Origin of the sequence: Stieleria magnilauensis (assembly GCA_007753675.1) — a bacterium.
GTDB classification, from domain to species: domain Bacteria; phylum Planctomycetota; class Planctomycetia; order Pirellulales; family Pirellulaceae; genus Stieleria; species Stieleria magnilauensis.
Window position 1 is genome coordinate 4,114,211 of sequence record CP036432.1, and the last position, 16,886, is coordinate 4,131,096.

The 16,886-nt window shown below is 58.4% G+C and carries 12 protein-coding genes; 8 read left to right on the forward strand and 4 right to left on the reverse strand.

What is annotated here, in order from left to right; translation table 11 throughout:
- The first annotated feature begins 46 nt into the window (after nucleotides 1-46).
- The 3 genes from TBK1r_RS14520 (at nucleotide 47) to TBK1r_RS14530 (ending at nucleotide 2,677) form a co-directional block, all read left to right on the forward strand.
- On the forward strand, nucleotides 47-469 hold the full coding sequence (locus tag TBK1r_RS14520; protein ID WP_145211818.1) for a hypothetical protein: 423 nt from the start codon (nucleotides 47-49) through the stop codon (nucleotides 467-469).
- Between the two features lie 177 nt (nucleotides 470-646).
- Entirely contained in the window at nucleotides 647-1,897 is a 1,251-nt protein-coding gene (locus TBK1r_RS14525; protein WP_145211821.1) for a DUF1559 domain-containing protein, read from the forward strand.
- A 471-nt stretch (nucleotides 1,898-2,368) separates the two neighbouring features.
- Complete coding sequence (locus TBK1r_RS14530; protein WP_145211824.1) at nucleotides 2,369-2,677, forward strand: hypothetical protein; 309 nt, start codon at nucleotides 2,369-2,371, stop codon at nucleotides 2,675-2,677.
- Nucleotides 2,678-3,140: 463 nt separating this feature from the next.
- Here the strand turns inward: TBK1r_RS14530 and TBK1r_RS14535 are convergent, their stop codons facing one another.
- Nucleotides 3,141-3,944, reverse strand: coding sequence for a hypothetical protein (locus tag TBK1r_RS14535; RefSeq protein ID WP_145211827.1), 804 nt, complete (start codon nucleotides 3,942-3,944; stop codon nucleotides 3,141-3,143).
- Between the two features lie 505 nt (nucleotides 3,945-4,449).
- Here TBK1r_RS14535 and TBK1r_RS14540 point away from each other — a divergent pair.
- Together TBK1r_RS14540 and TBK1r_RS14545 are read left to right on the forward strand one after the other, a co-directional pair.
- Nucleotides 4,450-7,359: a hypothetical protein gene (locus TBK1r_RS14540; protein ID WP_145211830.1), complete on the forward strand. Its 2,910-nt coding sequence runs from the start codon at nucleotides 4,450-4,452 to the stop codon at nucleotides 7,357-7,359.
- Nucleotides 7,360-7,470: 111 nt separating this feature from the next.
- On the forward strand, nucleotides 7,471-7,848 hold the full coding sequence (locus TBK1r_RS14545; RefSeq protein WP_145211833.1) for a PH domain-containing protein: 378 nt from the start codon (nucleotides 7,471-7,473) through the stop codon (nucleotides 7,846-7,848).
- A 954-nt stretch (nucleotides 7,849-8,802) separates the two neighbouring features.
- On the opposite strand, the gene TBK1r_RS14550 is transcribed toward TBK1r_RS14545, so the two are convergent.
- The 3 genes from TBK1r_RS14550 to TBK1r_RS14560 form a co-directional block, all read right to left on the reverse strand.
- Nucleotides 8,803-10,200: a sulfatase family protein gene (locus TBK1r_RS14550; RefSeq protein ID WP_145211836.1), complete on the reverse strand. Its 1,398-nt coding sequence runs from the start codon at nucleotides 10,198-10,200 to the stop codon at nucleotides 8,803-8,805.
- Between the two features lie 75 nt (nucleotides 10,201-10,275).
- Nucleotides 10,276-11,748, reverse strand: coding sequence for a tripartite tricarboxylate transporter permease (locus TBK1r_RS14555; RefSeq protein WP_419581355.1), 1,473 nt, complete (start codon nucleotides 11,746-11,748; stop codon nucleotides 10,276-10,278).
- 232 nt (nucleotides 11,749-11,980) lie between these two features.
- Nucleotides 11,981-13,324, reverse strand: coding sequence for a tripartite tricarboxylate transporter substrate binding protein (locus TBK1r_RS14560; protein WP_419581356.1), 1,344 nt, complete (start codon nucleotides 13,322-13,324; stop codon nucleotides 11,981-11,983).
- A gap of 247 nt (nucleotides 13,325-13,571) precedes the next feature.
- Between TBK1r_RS14560 and TBK1r_RS14565 the strand changes: the two genes are divergently transcribed.
- The 3 genes from TBK1r_RS14565 (at nucleotide 13,572) to TBK1r_RS14575 (ending at nucleotide 16,622) form a co-directional block, all read left to right on the forward strand.
- Complete coding sequence (locus TBK1r_RS14565) at nucleotides 13,572-13,769, forward strand: hypothetical protein (RefSeq protein ID WP_145211842.1); 198 nt, start codon at nucleotides 13,572-13,574, stop codon at nucleotides 13,767-13,769.
- A 127-nt stretch (nucleotides 13,770-13,896) separates the two neighbouring features.
- Nucleotides 13,897-15,120 (forward strand): DUF1559 domain-containing protein, encoded by a 1,224-nt coding sequence (locus TBK1r_RS14570; protein ID WP_145211845.1) that lies wholly within the window; start codon nucleotides 13,897-13,899, stop codon nucleotides 15,118-15,120.
- 173 nt (nucleotides 15,121-15,293) lie between these two features.
- Nucleotides 15,294-16,622: an IS4 family transposase gene (locus TBK1r_RS14575; RefSeq protein ID WP_419580149.1), complete on the forward strand. Its 1,329-nt coding sequence runs from the start codon at nucleotides 15,294-15,296 to the stop codon at nucleotides 16,620-16,622.
- Nucleotides 16,623-16,886 lie beyond the last annotated feature (264 nt).

A 16,886-nucleotide genomic window follows, 5' to 3' on the forward strand; every position in this document is an offset into this window, starting at 1 on the left:
TGCGATGCAATTAACGTGCGGATTGAACCCCCATTTTCTTGTGCAAATGAACTCTCTGGTCGGCAAAACGATCTCCGTGCTGCTTTGTGGTTTGGTCCTGATGGGCCAATCTGCAGCGTGGATCCATGTCGCCACCTGCGAGGGGCATCATGACGTCTCGGCGTTGCCGGCTGACGCCAGCAGCGGCCCGTCGCACCATGAGTGTGGGCACCATCACGGCCACTGCGGCTTGGCGGTATCGACGCACCGCCACCGGCCTGACAGCTCGTCTCCGTCGCCACTGCACTCCCACGATTCCGACGATTGTGTCGTCTGCCAATCACTTGCCTGGGCGGCCGGAGAGGTCGTTTCGAATCCGGTACTTTGCACCGGCGACGCGTTGGTTGAGCGTCAGATTTTGACGGATTCGCCTTGGGTTGAATCTTTCTCAACGTCGTTGCCGCATCTCCGCGGCCCGCCGATCGGCTGAATGAATTTCGACGTGCGATAGGCTTCCAGCCTGTCATTTCGCACACCTTTCCACGCGTCCTCGTGGCAGCGGTGTCCCATCACGCCTGATCGGAGTGATCGAGCGGGACGGCCGCGCTTCGTCGTTGGTTGGGCACGTGCAACCGTTCTCCAAATCATTTTTCATTCAGCAATCTTTATGTCCATTCATCACGCAAGTCGGGCGCGAGTGTCGCGCCCGCAGCGAGCCTTTACGCTCGTCGAGTTACTCGTCGTCATCGCGATCATTGGCATTCTGGTCGGACTGTTGTTGCCGGCCGTTCAAGCGGCGCGTGAAGCAGCCCGTCGCATGAGTTGCAGCAACAACCTGAAGCAACTAGGCATCGCGCTTCACAATTATCACGGAGCCTACAAACGGCTTCCGACCTACAAGGGTGGGACGTGGGTCAACGGATCCGACGGAACAACGGACCAAGACAACCGGATGGACCTTTCCATCTGGGTTGGACTGACGCCCTACATGGAACAGCAAGCACTTTGGGATCAGATCAAGAATCCGAACCGCATCATCGTCAATTCCACCAGCCGACGCACACCGCCGTGGCCGGCAATGGGGCCGCGGACCTCGCAAGCCGGTTATCCGCCATGGCAGGTTGAGATCCCGACGCTGCGTTGTCCCAGTGATCCGGGAACGGGGTTGCCGGCGATGGGACGCACCAACTACGCCGCATGCGTGGGCGATTCCGCGGTGATGATGGATCAAGGACCGTGGTTCCAAGTCAACAATGTGGTCACATCGCCGCCGATCGCGGTCGCGGTTGAAGCCAACGCGTCGTGCCGCGGTGCCTTTGTCGCTCGCAAGAGCTTGCGATTCCGAGACATCTTGGACGGATTGTCCAACACGATCGTTGCCGGCGAAATCACAACCGACTTGGGCGACCGCGACAAGCGAACGATTGCCTCAATCCGAGGAGAAACCGACGAGATTCGTGACGAACCGGATCACTGCGAGCACGAGGGATACGTCAGTCCCGATCGCCCGCGATTCTGGTCGAATGGAAACGACGGAGGCACCGCGCCGACGTTGGCGGCCAGCAACCAGGGACGCGGCTTTCGATGGGCCGCCGGAGGAACGGTTTACACGGCGATGAACACCATCCTGCCGCCCAACAAGGATCTCTGCCTCGGTGGCGATAGCACCGGTGACGAAAACTCAATGGGGATCGCCCCGCCGAGCAGCCGCCACCAGGGAGGCGTTCACGTCTTGATGGGCGACGGCGCGGTGATCTTCCTGACCGATTCGATCGAAGCCGGTGACGTTCACCATACGAATGTCTGGAGCGGCGGAACCGGCGCGTCGGTGCCGGGGGCAAAGAGTCCCTATGGATTGTGGGGAGCACTGGGAACGCGAGCTTCACGCGAAACGGTCCAAGCACAGCTCAACCAATAACGCTGCTATGCAGACGTAGCAGGTTGTCGATCGCCGTTGTCTAACTCGCGTCCCCACGGCACGCCCTCCTGGGCGTTACCGGGCAGATGACCCATGTCTTTGCATCCCCGAATGGAATGCAGATAGAAGCCTGCGGTCGAGCGAAGCGAACACCGCCGCAAGGGACATCGATTGTATGACGGCAGCGATTGGCAGCCTGTTTAGATTCTCTCCCCCTGGGCGAGACGGCGTTTGCGCAGCAAGCAAACGCCAGAGAGGGCGCGTGCTGCAAAAGTCTTGGCGTCTACCTTGAACTCAAATCAGGGACACGATGCGGCGCCAACTCGACTATACTCGAAACGAGCGCCGGCCAAATCGAGGAAGGCAAAGTTCCTGCGCGGTTCGGTTGCAGCTTCCCCTTCAACTCCCGCAGACAGATCGATACTGAATATGCGTACGGTCAATCCTCCGATACGAATTCCGGCAACGGTGTTGGCGTTGTTTGTGGTGGCACTTCTGCCGGGTTGCGGCATGACGGTTACGCCTCTGACAACCGAGGAGACGCTCATCCTCGACTCAGCTGCACCGAATGACTCACTCATCATTTGGTCGAAATTCGACGGCGTCTTGGTGGTCGATGTCGACGACAACGACTTGGTTCCTGACCAAAGACCTCAAACGATCGACGCATGGCTTGGAGCGATTGACTCGCTCGAGTCGCGTGGATTTATCACGAATGATGGATTAAAGATTGGGTGTTACATACTGACCGACGCCGGCAAAGCCGCTACCAGCGATTGAAATCGCTTGTTCGAGGCCCGTTGTCATATGTCGGAGTGTCACGAAAAGGGGATCACGGTTTGAGAACCTCCGGCGCGTCAGCGAGCGGCGTCGCGTAGCCCCTTGCTAACGCGTGCGGGCTTCAATCGACAACCCAATTTCCGGGTAGTGGACGAGGCGACGAGTCCTCAACTCAATTTCCGGGTAGTGGACGAGGCGACGAGTCCTCAACTCAGTTTTCGGGTAGTGGACGAGGCGACGAGTCCTCTGCTCAGTTTCCGGGTAGTGGACGAGGCGACGAGTCCTCTGTTCAATTTCCGGGTAGTGGACGAGGCGACGAGTCCTCCGCAGTGGGCGTATTGGCACGGGACTCGTCGCCTCGTCCACTACCGGGCACGGGACTCGTCGCCTCGTCCACTACCGGGCATGGGACTCGTCGCCTCGTCCACTACCGCCTACCCGAAACGCAAGGTGACACGGAATACTAGCGGATTGCGTCACCCAAACGCTTCAAGAAATTCAGCCCGAATCGTCCGTAGTCTTGTCCGTCCACGTCGCCATCGCCGTCGGAGTCGAGGTGCGGATTGAAGGCCGGGTCGGTGCCCGATTTCAGGAAACTTAATCCGAATCGCCCGTAGTCTTGGCCGTGCACATCGCGATCGCCGTCGGTGTCACCGAACAGTCGGAAAAACGCGTCGACATTTTGTTGACCCCAAACGTAGTCACGGATCATGGCGGTTCCCTCGGCGGTTCGAATCCTGGCCGCGTCGACCGCAACGCGATAGTTCGGTTCAACGGAAACCACGTTCGGCGAGTTCTCAAACGCATGCAACATCGCGCTGCGGATCAGTAGATCGTCGAATTCGTACAACCGACGTTCAATGTCGGCGTCGACCGAAATCACTTGCTTCGGTTGGCGGCGCTGCAGCCATGCTTGGGCATTGGCCAATGCGTCGGCTCGGTCACCCGACTGTGGCCCCGCCGTCGCCCGGCGATCAAACTGCACCACCCACTGGCCGCGTCGAATCTCGACCGATCGGTCCTGCCAAAACACCGATTCTGTTTCCGGGAGCGATGCACCCACCGCGATGGCATCGAGACCGGCATCCGGGCGGGCGTCCAGGCCGGCATCCGGGCGGGCGTCCAGGCCGGCATCCGCATCCAAGGCTGCCGCCAGCAAGTAGCGCTTTTCCAGCGACTCCACCCTCAGCCGCCTGCGTCCATTGCCTCGGCCCACTCGGGACGGTCCAGCCGTTCGGCCGACGGCCGCAAACATCCGTTGTGTCACTCGTGAACCGTGAAAAGAATTCCAGTGGGAAGAAGAGGAGCTGTTCAGTATATCTGGTCGCCCGAACGGGTGCGTCGTGTGGGGTATCGATGACGCCTCGGGACGTACAAATTGTTACCAAAACCTCTTGGCACCGAAGCCTTGTCGCGTCTCTCTCCCTGAAAGCCGCCCAACGACGCGACCGATTGATTGCTTGAAGCCCAATCCCGCTAATTGAAGCGAGGTTTCCTCGGGTTGGGGCCCGTAGGCTCGCGCCAAACGGCTAATCATCAATTGATATCAGCCGGTTCGCGTTAGCGCCCGGGCCTCCTCATTGAGATTCACTTCGCGGTATTGGATTGAAACCCGCATGCGTTAGCGAGAGGCCACGCGGCGTCCCCCGGGCGTAGAATCTGCAAATAACGGAGTGAATTTCGCGGCGCGCCACGGAGCCGTTCGACAGGCTCTCCTATCGTCATTGCGCCAAAACCGAACGCAGCACGACGATTTCGAGGCTCCGAGGGAAATGAATCATTCTATTGCTCACGCCATGCTCTTTAGCTGGATCCTCGCTGGGGCAACCGCCCTGGCGCAGGAGTTTCCGTTCCAGCACACCGTCGAGGTCTATCGCAGCGACGAAGACGAAACGATCGCGTTCTCCCTGCGGTTGGAACAGCCTTTCTTGGCCGAAGAGTTCGAGAAGAGCAACTACCTGCGGCTGCGTTCGAGCGACCCCAACGCCTACTTGATCTATCCGAAAGAAACCAAGTTCCACCAAAAGCACGCCGAGTTCTACGGCAGACTCAAGGGTAGCGGCAACGTCGACGTACAACTGTCCTATGAAACCGTCTCGGAAAATCTGGACGGGTCACGTCGGGTTCAAGTGCGCGAAGGGACGATCACCCTTGCGATTCCCGACGTGCCGGCCGACCGAAAATCAGTCGGCGCGCGAAGCATCTTCGAAGACTGGGCGCGGCAACAAAACGAACACTTTGCGCGACTGTTGACCTACTACCCCGACGAATCCTTCTTCCAATACTGCTTGCTTCAGTCCAAGGCGCGTTACGGCGTCGATCCGCCGGCGATTCCGAAACGGATGCCGACGCAAGACAATTTAGAAGACGGACTCTACAAGCTGTTCACCGGGTCGCTGGCGATTCAAGAGTCGCTGCAACGGCGGACGCTCAGTTCGTCGGCCAGCCGCGGCGCTTACACGCGTCACATCAGTGAGATCTCGCCACCACGCATCCGATCGCTCGACTACGAAGACCTGCTCAAGCAACGGCTGGACAAGGAAAAAGACGTCACCGTTCAGGTTCACGAGATTTCCAAACTGGTTCCGTCAGACCAGTATTTCCTGCACTTCAATTCGTTTGCTTCGTTGGGTGAGACCGTTGATTTGGCGACCCAGTGGGGCGACGACCTGGTGCGGCTTTCGAAGTTGACCGCCCAGGACAATCGGTTGTTGGCCAAACTGGAAGAACAGCTCGGTATCTCTCGATCCGGGATGGAGGAGTTGTTTGCCCAAGCAGTGGCTACCGAAGTGGCCGTCACCGGCTCGGATCCCTACCTGCTCGACGGAACCGACGTGACCGTCATCATTCGCGTCAAAGAGGAGCAGGCGTTCGCGAAGCAGCTCAATGGCTGGGTCGACGAAGAACGCGAGCGACACCCCGATCTGGTCCAGCGGGACTTTAATTACCGCGGGCATCAAGTGACCGCCCGTTACACCAGCGATCGGCTGGTCAGTGCGTTCACGACGCGACACGACGACTACTATGTCTTTTCAAATTCCCACCGCGCCATCCGCCGCATCGTCGATGCATCGCTCGGGGAAGTCGACCGCCTGCATGATGCCGCTGATTATCGATACATCAGCACGCTGATGCCGCCGTCGACAGACGCCAACTCGGGATACTATTTCGCCTCCGACGCGTTTATCCGACGCATCGTTGCCCCGGCGGCCAAGATCTCGCAAAAGCGCCGCGTCGAGTGTTTTAATAACCTGGTGATGCAAAACAACGCCTCGTTGTTCTTTCGCTTGGAATACGGTCGCTCACCGAATTCGCTCAGCGAGATGATCGAGAAACGTTTCATCGCGGCCGACCGAATCACCTGCCCGCACGGAGGAGCCTACGCGTTCGACGCCAACAGCGACACCTGCACCTGTTCGCTGCACAATCGACTCCGCTACGTCACACCCAATGCCGAACTGTCGGTGCTGAAGGTGTCGGCCGAGGAAGCAGCCGAATACGGACGGTACAAGACACGGTACGAGTCGTTCTGGCAAAAGGTCTTTGATCCCGTCGCGACTCGCATCACCGTTGCGCCCACGATGAAACTGGAAACCTGTGTGTTGCCGATGGCCGGCAGTACGTTTGACCAGGACATGCGTGCCATGGTCGACCAAAACCCGCAGCCCATTGATGTCGCCACAATCGCCCCGTCCGCAGTCGCGTCGATGGTCATGGTCCCCGGACGCAAGAACACCGCGCAGTACCTGATGGCGATCCCCGGCGTGTCGGACGTGGTCACGGAAGATCCGACGCTGACTGATCTGGAATGGTTGGGCGATCGTGTTTCGCTGCATTTTTGTGACGGCGAGATCGTCTTTGAAATCGACCCGACGCAACTGTCTCCGATCCAGCTGCCGTTCGTCGGCGAAGCGCCGGCGATGTGGCAGGCGCTCGCCGGCGGATTGATCTTGACGGCCAACATGCCGGTCTACGCCACCATCGACGTCGAAAACAATGAGAAAGCCGAACGTTTGCTGGAACAGTTTTCACAGAAAGCGTTTTTAAAGGGCGGTCAAGTGGGACCGTTGCCCAGCAAGTTTGATGCATATCGATTGCCCGATTATCGCGATCACGAGATGTACGTTTTGAGTGCACGACTGCACGCGGTCGCGCTGCGGCTGCACATCGCGTTGGTCAACGACCAATTGGTGCTGGCGACCAAGCCCGAAATTTTGCGTGAAGTCATTGACGCGAGTTCAAACGTGCCCTCACAAGAACCCTCCCAGGCGCAGCTGATGTTTCGGCTCAATCGCCAAGCGTTGGACAAGTTGCAGGATGACGCCCACCTGCACTGGGCGGAAAAGTCGCGTCTGGCCTGTCACCGCAACATCATCTCGATCCACAACTTTCATCAACTGTACGATGCCCCGATCGACCAGATCGCAACCCTATCGGAAGCCAAATATGGAATCCGCTACTTCTGTCCCGAAGACGGCGAGTATTCGTTCGATGAAGGGTCCAGCCAGGTCGTCTGCAGCGTCCACGGCAACCGCGAGGCGTCGCGTCAGAATCCGGGGCTGAACCCGAATTCGTCGTCGGCCAAATTGATCGAAAGCATCGACCAGATCATCGTGTACCTGCGCTACGAACAGGAAGCCATGATCGCGACTGTTGAGATCGACCGCAACGAAACACCATGAGTGGCAGAACCGTTAGACTGAAGATTCAATGATCGATTCGAAGACGCTGATTTCATGGGACCACCGTCATCGGCGACCGCAACGACACGCATTTTCAGGAGACACCATTCGATGGGACTTTTATCGGGCATGCTGGGTTCGGCTTCGGAGGCGAATCTGGACAAGGTGGAAAAACAGATCGCATCGATCGTCATCGAAGACGAGTCCGTGGAACGAGCGTACCAGCTTGTCCGCGACATGATCGTGTTGACCAACAAACGCATCATCGTGATCGACAAGCAGGGCATGACCGGTCGAAAAACCGAGTACCTTTCGATTCCCTATCGCAGCATCGTGCGTTTTTCGATCGAAAGTGCCGGCCACTTCGATTTGGATTCGGATCTAAAACTCTGGCTCTCCAGTACCCACGAGCCGATGACGTTTGATTTCCGCAAAGCCGAGAACGTCGCGGACATCATCAAGGTCATCACCCGGCACACCTGTGGTTAGCGTGCCGGTGTAGCCGGTGTAGGTCAGGCTGTGCCTGACGGTGTTAGCGGAACGGCACGAGCCGTCTGGTAGGCAGCTCAGCAACACGTTGCAAGACCGGAGGGCTCGTGCCCTGCCGCTAATAACAACCGAAGCTGTTAGCGGAACGGCGCGAGCCGTCCGGTACGCAGCTCAACGACACATTGCTAGACCGGAGGGCTCGCGACCTGCCACTAACAAAAAACCGAAGCTGTTAGCGGAACGGCGCGAGCCGTCCGGTGGCCAGCTCAGCAACACGTTGCTAGACCGGAGGGCTCGCGACCTGCCACTAACAACAACCAGCTTACTCAAAATGGCTCCCCTCTCCCCCGAACAAGCCTCTTGGTTGATTCGAATGGATGATGCACGCCAACTGATTTTAGAACGCGAAAACGTTGCGACGAGTAGAGGCTTGTTTGGGGGAGAGGGGCTGGGGGTGAGGGGGAATCCGCATGACGAAACGACGATGCAATCACAACGCCACCGAGCTTGCTTGTGATCAGCTTGCTCGTGATCAGCGCGGCCGATTGAATTAATTGGAAAGCTCGGTTTAGCTGATGACGCGCAATCGTGGTTGCGCCGGAGGAAAGTTTCGAAGTGCGTATCCGATGGGCGATACACCGTTGATTTCTACTGTGTCGATTTGAAGTCGTTCGCATTCCAGCGTACGACATATCGCCAGATCCAACCGGGGTTCGAGAACGAATCGTTGCCGTCATCCAGCAACGGCGCACAGAAGAAATCCCCCTCACCCCCAGCCCCTCTCCCCCAATTCCTGACTCGCTTAGGCTCGCCAGGAATCGGGGGAGAGGGGAGCCATGGTGTTTCATTTTCGCTTCTCGATTGAGCGGTATGGGGCTCGCGCCCTGCCGCTAACAACAACACGGCCTGCTGTCATTGAACCTCAAACGCCGATCCAACGCCCCCGCACAACACTCACATCGGCGCGATACGCCGTGACCCCATGTCGGTCGTCAGCACGACGTGGGCGTCGAAGGCGTCTTGAATCAGACTGTGCTTGATCGATTGATGTTTGGGATCATCCCAGAGGTCATCAAACTCCCACGGGTCGGCGTGAAGGTCATACAGTTCGCCGAGCCCCTTGTCGTGATACACGCACAGCTTATAGCGTGGCGTCCGATACATCGTGCCGAACGTTCCCACTCCGCCGGTGAAGTGTGGATCGAGTGCATCAAAGTACTCGCTGCGGACGAAATCATGGTGGTGGGTCGGATCCGACTCGCCCCGCAAGATCGGCATCAAGCTCTTGCCCTGCATGTAATCCGGGCACTCCAATCCGCACAGCTGCATCAACGTCGAGGTCAGATCGAGCAACTCGACCAGTCCGTCACAGATCAATCCTGATTGAAACTGATCCGGCCACGAGAAAATCAACGGCACCCGCACCAGGCCTTCGTAGAATCGGCACCCCTTGAACATCAGCCCGTGATCGCCCAGCGACTCGCCGTGGTCGCTGGTGAAGATGATCACCGTGTTGTCCCGCGCGCCGGTGCGATCGAGCGTCTCAAGGAGACGCGCAAACTGGTCATCGATCTGCGCGATCATGGCGTAGTAATCCGCCTGCACCCGCTTGGCGTTGTGCTGTTCCGGCGTGCGGATTTCGTCTTGGAAATCCAGCGACGCGAGTTTCTTTTGTTGGATCAAATCCGAATCGCGAAAGTGCGGTCCCGGCATGTCGGCGGCATCAAATCGATCGGCGTACGCTTTGGGCGGGATGAACGGCGGATGGGGATCGTAGATGTTCAAATTCAATAGCCAAGGTTTCTCCCCCGCCGCGTGGTCTTGGATGAATTCGATCGCACACTCGCTGGCCCAGGTCGTTTGGTGAAACTCCGTCGGAACCCGTTCGGCGGACTGACGCATCGCATCCAAGTCACCGCCGCGACGGCGAACCCATTCGGCATAGTCATGGCCTTCGGACCAATCATCGCGTGGCGCGTGGCTGAATTTCCAATACGAAAACCCGTCGTCGATCCGCGGTTCGGTGCGATGCCCCGCGCTTTGCAAATGAAACTTACCGACCAGACCGCAATCGTAGCCGGATTCCGCGATCAACTTGGTGATCACCGGAGGATACGCCGGAAACGACTCGTTGCCGTTGCGAGTGTTGTGAACCCGCGAGGGGTACATGCCGGTCATGAAACTGGAACGACTCGGCGTGCAGATCGGGCTTTGGCAATAGGCATGGGTCATCGCGACGCCGGAAGCGACCAGTTGGTCGATCGTCGGCGTGACCACGTGCGGGTTTCCCAACGCACCGATCGTGTCGAAACGCTGTTGGTCGGTGCAATACCACAGGATATTGGGGCGCATAGTTTTGGCGGATCGAATCGGGGCAGAGGGAAACGGGGTAACGATTGGACGGGGGCGTTGAACGCGATCGCTAAGCTACGATGACTCGTCAGGCAACACGATCGCCTTGCCGTCGTTGAACCGACGCCATAGTGTCCATGCCAACAGCCCCAGTGCAACCAGAGACAAACCCAATGAGATCGGTTGGGTGAACATCGGCATCAAACTGCCACCGCTTTGCATCAGCCCCGCCGCCAGGTGTTCTTCGCCGATCGGTGCCAACACAAACCCGATCACCAGCGGCGCAATCGGAATGTGAAACCGTTCCATCAGGTACCCGATGACACCGAAGGCGAGCATCACCCAAACATCAAACATGCGGTTGGCAAGCGCGTAGGAACCGATCACGCAGAAAATCATCACCACGGGGACCAGGACAAACAGGGGCACCCTGGCGGCACGAACCATGATCCGCACCGAAGCCAGCAAGAACAGCAGGGTCAGCAGGTTGGCGATCAGCATCGTGCCGACAATCGTCTGCACCGCCAGCGGATCGCTTTGCACCAGCATCGGTCCGGGTTTCAAGCCGTGAATCACCAGTGCCCCCAACAAGATCGCGTCGATCACGCTGCCGGGGATCCCCATCGCGACCAGCGGAATCAGCGCCCCGCCGACGGTCGCGTTGTTGGCGGTTTCGGACGCCACCACGCCTTCCTCACTGCCGTTGCCGAATCGTTCCGGCGTCTTGGACGCCCGCTTGGCGGCCGAGTAGGCGATCACCGAACCGACGTTAGCACCGATGCCGGGCAAGATCCCGATCCAGGTGCCGATCAACGCCGAGCGGACAAGGTTGACGCCGTGGGTCGCCACATCGCGAAGCCGAAAATCCAGTTTGTCGCCATCGTTGACTTCCGCGGCGCTGCCGCCGACATCGCCTTGCAAGACCTGGCGAATCACTTGATTGACCGCAAACAGCCCGATCAAGACCGGCAACAGTTTAAACCCGTCATCCATCTCATGGATCCCGAACGTGAATCGCGCGATGCCGGTTGCCGGAGACGAACCGGGCATGGCGATCATCACGCCCAGCGCGCCGGAGAACAGCCCCAGGCTGAGTGACTTGCCGCCGACGGTCGCGATCAAGACCATCGCAACCATCACCAGCGCAAAGAATTCGAAGGGGCCGAACGTCAACGACCAGGCCGCCATCGGCTGGGCCAGACAAACCAGGAATCCCCAAGAGATCATCCCGCCGATGAAGGTGCCGCCGATGCCCAGTGCCAGCGCCCGCCCCGCCTGGCCCCGCTGCGCCATGGGGTAGCCGTCCAACGTCGTCATCATCGATGCCGGCGTCCCGGGAATCCGCAGCAACGTCGCCGTCACCAGTCCGCCGCTGACCGAACCGACATACATCGAAACCAACAAGACCAGCGCCAACTCACTCGGCATCGAATAGGTCAGCGGCAAAGTCAACGCGATCAACATCGCGCCGGTCAATCCGGGAATCGCGCCGACGAAGATGCCCAACAACGAACCGATCGCCGCCATCAACAACGATGTGGGAGACAACAGAAATTCGATCGCGACAGCGGGCTCGGTAAACAAACGATGATTCTCCTGCGCTAGTATTCCGCCGCACCTTGGTTTTCGGGTAGGCGGTAGGGGACGAGGCGACGAGTCCTTCCCAATATGCCGACTACAGAGGACTCGTCGCCTCGTCCACTACCCGGACTCGTCGCCTCATCCACTACCCGGACTCGTCGCCTCGTCCACTACCCGAAAATTGAGCTGCGGTAGATCACTAGGGCAAATCCACGACCAGGACTTCGGTAAACAGGTAATGCATCACGACGCTCATCAACACGCTGACGATGAGCAACGCGACCGTCGCCTTTGTCGCATTGATGCGACGTGACTGGATCAGCGGCCAGACCAGGATGCCGCCGATCAGCAGGGCGTAGGCCGCCGTGATGGGAACGAAACGCACGAGTTGGAATTGCAACGTGATGACATAGCAGACGGTGGTGCAACCGATCGCAGCGAGCTGGCCCGTGTGTGCCGACGTCTCGCGCTCTGTCCGGTCCGCGGCTGGGCGGGGAACGCCACTGCTGCGCCGTCGGACGGCTCGGATGAATGCGGCGACGGCGGTCAACGCCAAGCAGCCCAAGGCGATCATCGCAAAATCAGGCAACTCCACTGCGGCCGACGGAGCCACCTCGGCGATCCGACGTTCGCGCCGTTGCAATTCCGCCTCAAGTGCTGCCCCCCGCAACACCGTGTCGGTGATTTTCATTTCCGCCAACGTCTGGCGCACCTCGTCCGTCTGCATCGCTGCGGCCAACGCATCGGCGATCGTTTCGACACGATCCGGTGGAGTGCCCAACGGTGCCCACCAGAACTGCATGTTCTGGCTTTCGACGTCAAACCCTTGTTCAATTGCCGTGCCCAGATCCGGCAGATCCGGGTGTCGTTCAGGTCCCAACAATGCCAGCGCGCGGATCCCGCTGAGTTTGAATTGAACGTATTCAGCGATCGAAAACGACGACACGTCGGCATGGCCGCCTTGCAGCGCGGCGAACCGTTTGGCACCGCCACCGGTCTGGGTGTATCGAAACTTGGATCCGGGTTGTTTGGCCTGCAACATCAAGCCGGCAAAGTGGCTGGGGGCACCGATGTTGGCCGAGAAGACAATCGAATCAGGGTTTCGCGAGGCCTCACGCATCAGCGATGGGAGATCTGAATAGGTCGAGTCATCGCGGACGGCGACCACTTGCGTCGCGTTTCCGGTGCCGGCGATCGGCACGAACGCTTCGGCCCCATAGGCTGCGCTGCCCGAATGCCGCGCCGTCAGGATGCCCTCGTGTAACAACAACAACGTGTAGCCATCCGGTCGCGCGTGCTTGACCCGCCGGCTGCCGATCGTCCCGCCGGCGCCGGGCACATTGATGATCACCAATCGCTCGGGCAGCAATCGATGGGTTTCAATCGCGTTTTGAATCACGCGGCCAAACGTGTCGCTGCCACCTCCGGCGGCGAACGGGACGATCAGTTTGATGGGGCGCCGCGGGTAGGCGTCGTCGTGTTGCTCGCCGTCGGTGCAGCCGATAACCAGCAAGAGCAACAGGCTGCAGCCGAGCCAGGGCACCCGCCGTGCCGGCCATCGGAGTGGTTGAAGAAGGATCGGTGGATACAAAACGTTACGAGAGGTGTGGGGCGGGGCATGCGCGGCAGACTACGGAAAATCGCGTTCACTATATGCGAATTTTGTTCGTACGTTTTCGTGCATGCAGCGGAAAAAACCATTATCGTGGTGACTGGTAAGCTCGATTCGTCCATAGCGACCTCGTCTTCCGGTCGTTCGTTCAATTCATACGTTCCATCGCGGTGAGCAGATGAAATTCTCTTGGATCAACATGACCGCAGCTTCGCTTTTGGCAGGCACGCTCCTGTTCGTCGGATGTGGTCCTTCCACTGAGCCGACGGGGCCGGAAGAGGGATCGGTACAAGCATATCTGGATGCGAATCCAGAAGCGGCGGCGCGCATCGATGAAGATGTCGACGAGGGCGAAGACGACGGAACGGGCGAGTAGATCGTTGAGAAGAAATTCGCGGATGATGACGCACATGCGTCTTGGTTCTTATAGCGGTGCGTAGGACGTCGTGATGACAGACTTCGCACCTCGGTTTCTTATTCGTTCTTGTTGCGGGAGAAGTCAGATGCGAAGAAATTCCAGACGAGCATTCACGCTGGTCGAATTGTTGGTGGTCATCGCGATCATCGGCATCTTGGTGGGGTTGCTGCTGCCGGCAGTCCAGGCGGCTCGTGAAGCCGCTCGCCGAATGAGTTGCAGTAACAACTTCAAACAAATCGGCTTGGCGTTTCACAATTACCACTCGACGTACAAGAACTTGCCGCGAAACCGTGGGGGCACTTATCGCTACGGCAACAACACCCAGGCCCGGACGCCGGTTCCGCCAGGATCACCCTACGGCGGAAACAATTTTTTCAATCTGAGCGCTCTCGTCGGCATTTTACCTTTCGTCGAGCAACAGGCCTTGTGGGATCAAATCAGCAACCCGTTTGCCGTCAAAGAACCGGCCTCGGCCCAGGGGCTGTTCTTTAGCGCGATGGGTCCCCAAGTCGCCATGAGTCTGGCCGAACATGGCCGATTTCAATACGACCCCTGGCTGACCAACATCCCCTCGTATCGATGCCCCAGTGATCCCGGAGTCGGCTTTCCGGGTCAAGGACGCACCAACTATGGCGTCGCGCTGGGGGATTCGATTCAGTTCCAAAACAATGGCGGACGCAATCAAACCGGCGTGGTCGCGCGGACGCGGATGACACGCATGCGTTCGACGACACGCGGGATGTTTGTGCCCCGCGAGGAGACTCGATTCCGTGATGTGCTCGATGGCCTGTCCAACACGATCATGGGCGGTGAACTCAACACGGATCTCGGTGACAATCAGATCACCACGCGGGTGGCCGAGGCCCGCGGAATCCTGAACGATCCCAGTCTGTGTGCCGCCCAAATCGATCCGGATCGGCCCAAGTTCTGGGCTCCCGGAACCGACTTCGCCAGCAATAACGCCGAAGTCCAACGGGGCTTCAAATGGATGAACGGGATGGCCGTCAATGTCGGCATCACTTCGATTCTGCCGCCGAACCGTGAAATCTGCAGCAACGGCAACAACACGTTCACCATCGGCATCTACGGACCGAGCAGTCGCCATCAGGGCGGCGCCCATATCCTGATGGGGGATGGTGCCGTTGTCTTCATCACCGATTCGATCGAATCGGGCGATACCACCGCGGGCAACGTAAAATGGAACGGCACCGGGGTTCAGGCCCCGGGGATGCCCAGTCCCTACGGGTTGTGGGGCGCCCTTGGAACCCGTGCCGGCGGTGAAACGATCGAGGAGCAACTCAACCAATAACGCTGCTTGGTCGGAGAAAAACTCCCCTTGTTTTCCCACGTCACCCTGCTGGCAGGGAGGGCGGAGAAAATCGAGGGGCATACGCACCAAGTTAAGGAATTGAGGTAGAAAAAAAGCGGAAAAACCTTCATGAGGTAGTTATCACCACAACCTCGGAAGAAGGAGTTTCCGCCGTGAAGACCATAGATCGATTGGCCACTTTGTTACAGACCAGTTTCGGAGAACTTGCCGAGCAATCTGCCGCCGAATCCAAGGTCATCAAACGACGACGAAAGTTTGATGCCTCAACGCTCGCGAAGTCGTTCATTTTGGCCATGCTAGCCAAACCGACCGCCAACGAGGAGGACATTGCCAGCATGGCTGCTTCTGTGGGGCTGACGATTTCTCCCCAGGCCGTTGAGCAACGATATAGCGATCAATTGGTCGCCTTCTTTCGTTCGCTGTTTGCCAAGATGAGTATGCAGGTCATGCACTCCGAGTCGAAGCTCGCCCCGCTTTTGGAACGATTTACGTCGGTCAAGCTGATCGACAGTTCGGTGATCAGCTTGCCGCCGAGTTTGGCAGCAGAATTTGCAGGTTGTGGCGGTGTAGGGGAGCACAATACCGCTGCAGTGAAGCTTCAAACCGAACTTGACCTGGCCAATGGGGAGTTGCAGTGCATTCAACTCGAACCAGGGAAGTCGCCCGATCAGGCAACAAACCGTCAAGTCGTGCCACTCCAGAAAGGCTCACTTCGAATCGCTGACCTCGGCTATTTCTCATCCGCCGTCCTTTCGTGTTATGCAGCGTGGGGAGCCTTTTTCCTGACGCGATTGCTTTACAACGTGAAAATCAAGGTGGACGATCACTCCGAAGGGCTAGTTGCTTGGCTGAGCCGACAAAATGACTCACTGATCGACTGCGACGTCACAGTCGGCCAAGGCACTCCGCTGGACTGCCGATTGATCGCATGGCGAATCCCCAAGGCAATCGCCGCGAAACGTCGCAGGGAAGTTCGCAAACGGGCGAAAAAGAAGGGCCGTACACCGAGTCAGGACCGCTTGGCGGCTTGCGACTGGAACTTTTTAGCCACCAATCTTGCAGTAGAGCAATTGAGCGTCCAAGAGGCGATCGTTTTGTACCGCAGCCGCTGGCAAATTGAATTGCTCTTCAAGCGATGGAAAACGTACTGCCAGATCGATCTGATGGATGGGCGCACGGACACCATTTCGATGGCCCGGTTTTGGGTCCGCCTCTGTGGTGCACTTCTCCAGCAGTGGTTGGTCATACTGGCGGGCTGGTTCGAGAATTCATCGCTAAGCTTCGCAAAGATAGCTAAGCGGCTTGCAAATTGGATGGATGAATTGGCCAGTTGCCTCGTATCGCATTCAAGACTTTGCGAATATCTCGCAAAAATCCGAAACCGAGTCCTACCGATCTGCAAGCGAACAAAAAGGCGGAAAAAGCCGGGAACTGCGGAATTGCTCCGCGATCCCAACTTGCTCGAATATTCCTTAACTTGATGCCTATGGGGCGGAGAAAATCGAGGGGAGGTCGAACCGTAGCGATGGAGCGATGCGGAAACGTTGAAGCGATGTTTGCGTCGTCGGTGGCGGAAGCTGTTTCGGGAGATGTTGGCTACACTAGTATTCCGTGTCACCTTGCGTTTCGGGTAGGCGGTAGTGGACGAGGCGACGAGCCCTCTGTAGTGGACGAGGCGACGAGTCCTCTGTAGTGGACGAGGCGACGAGTCCTCTGTAGTGGACGAGGCGACGAGTCCTCTGTAG

Excerpts from the sequence above, each read along its gene's own strand:
- TBK1r_RS14520 (WP_145211818.1), top strand. The coding sequence starts at position 47 with ATGAACTCTCTGGTCGGCAAAACGATCTCCGTGCTGCTTTGTGGTTTG.
- TBK1r_RS14525 (WP_145211821.1), top strand. The coding sequence starts at position 647 with ATGTCCATTCATCACGCAAGTCGGGCGCGAGTGTCGCGCCCGCAGCGA.
- TBK1r_RS14540 (WP_145211830.1), top strand. The coding sequence starts at position 4,450 with ATGAATCATTCTATTGCTCACGCCATGCTCTTTAGCTGGATCCTCGCT.
- TBK1r_RS14545 (WP_145211833.1), top strand. The coding sequence starts at position 7,471 with ATGGGACTTTTATCGGGCATGCTGGGTTCGGCTTCGGAGGCGAATCTG.
- TBK1r_RS14550 (WP_145211836.1), bottom strand. The coding sequence starts at position 10,200 with ATGCGCCCCAATATCCTGTGGTATTGCACCGACCAACAGCGTTTCGAC.
- TBK1r_RS14565 (WP_145211842.1), top strand. The coding sequence starts at position 13,572 with ATGAAATTCTCTTGGATCAACATGACCGCAGCTTCGCTTTTGGCAGGC.
- TBK1r_RS14570 (WP_145211845.1), top strand. The coding sequence starts at position 13,897 with ATGCGAAGAAATTCCAGACGAGCATTCACGCTGGTCGAATTGTTGGTG.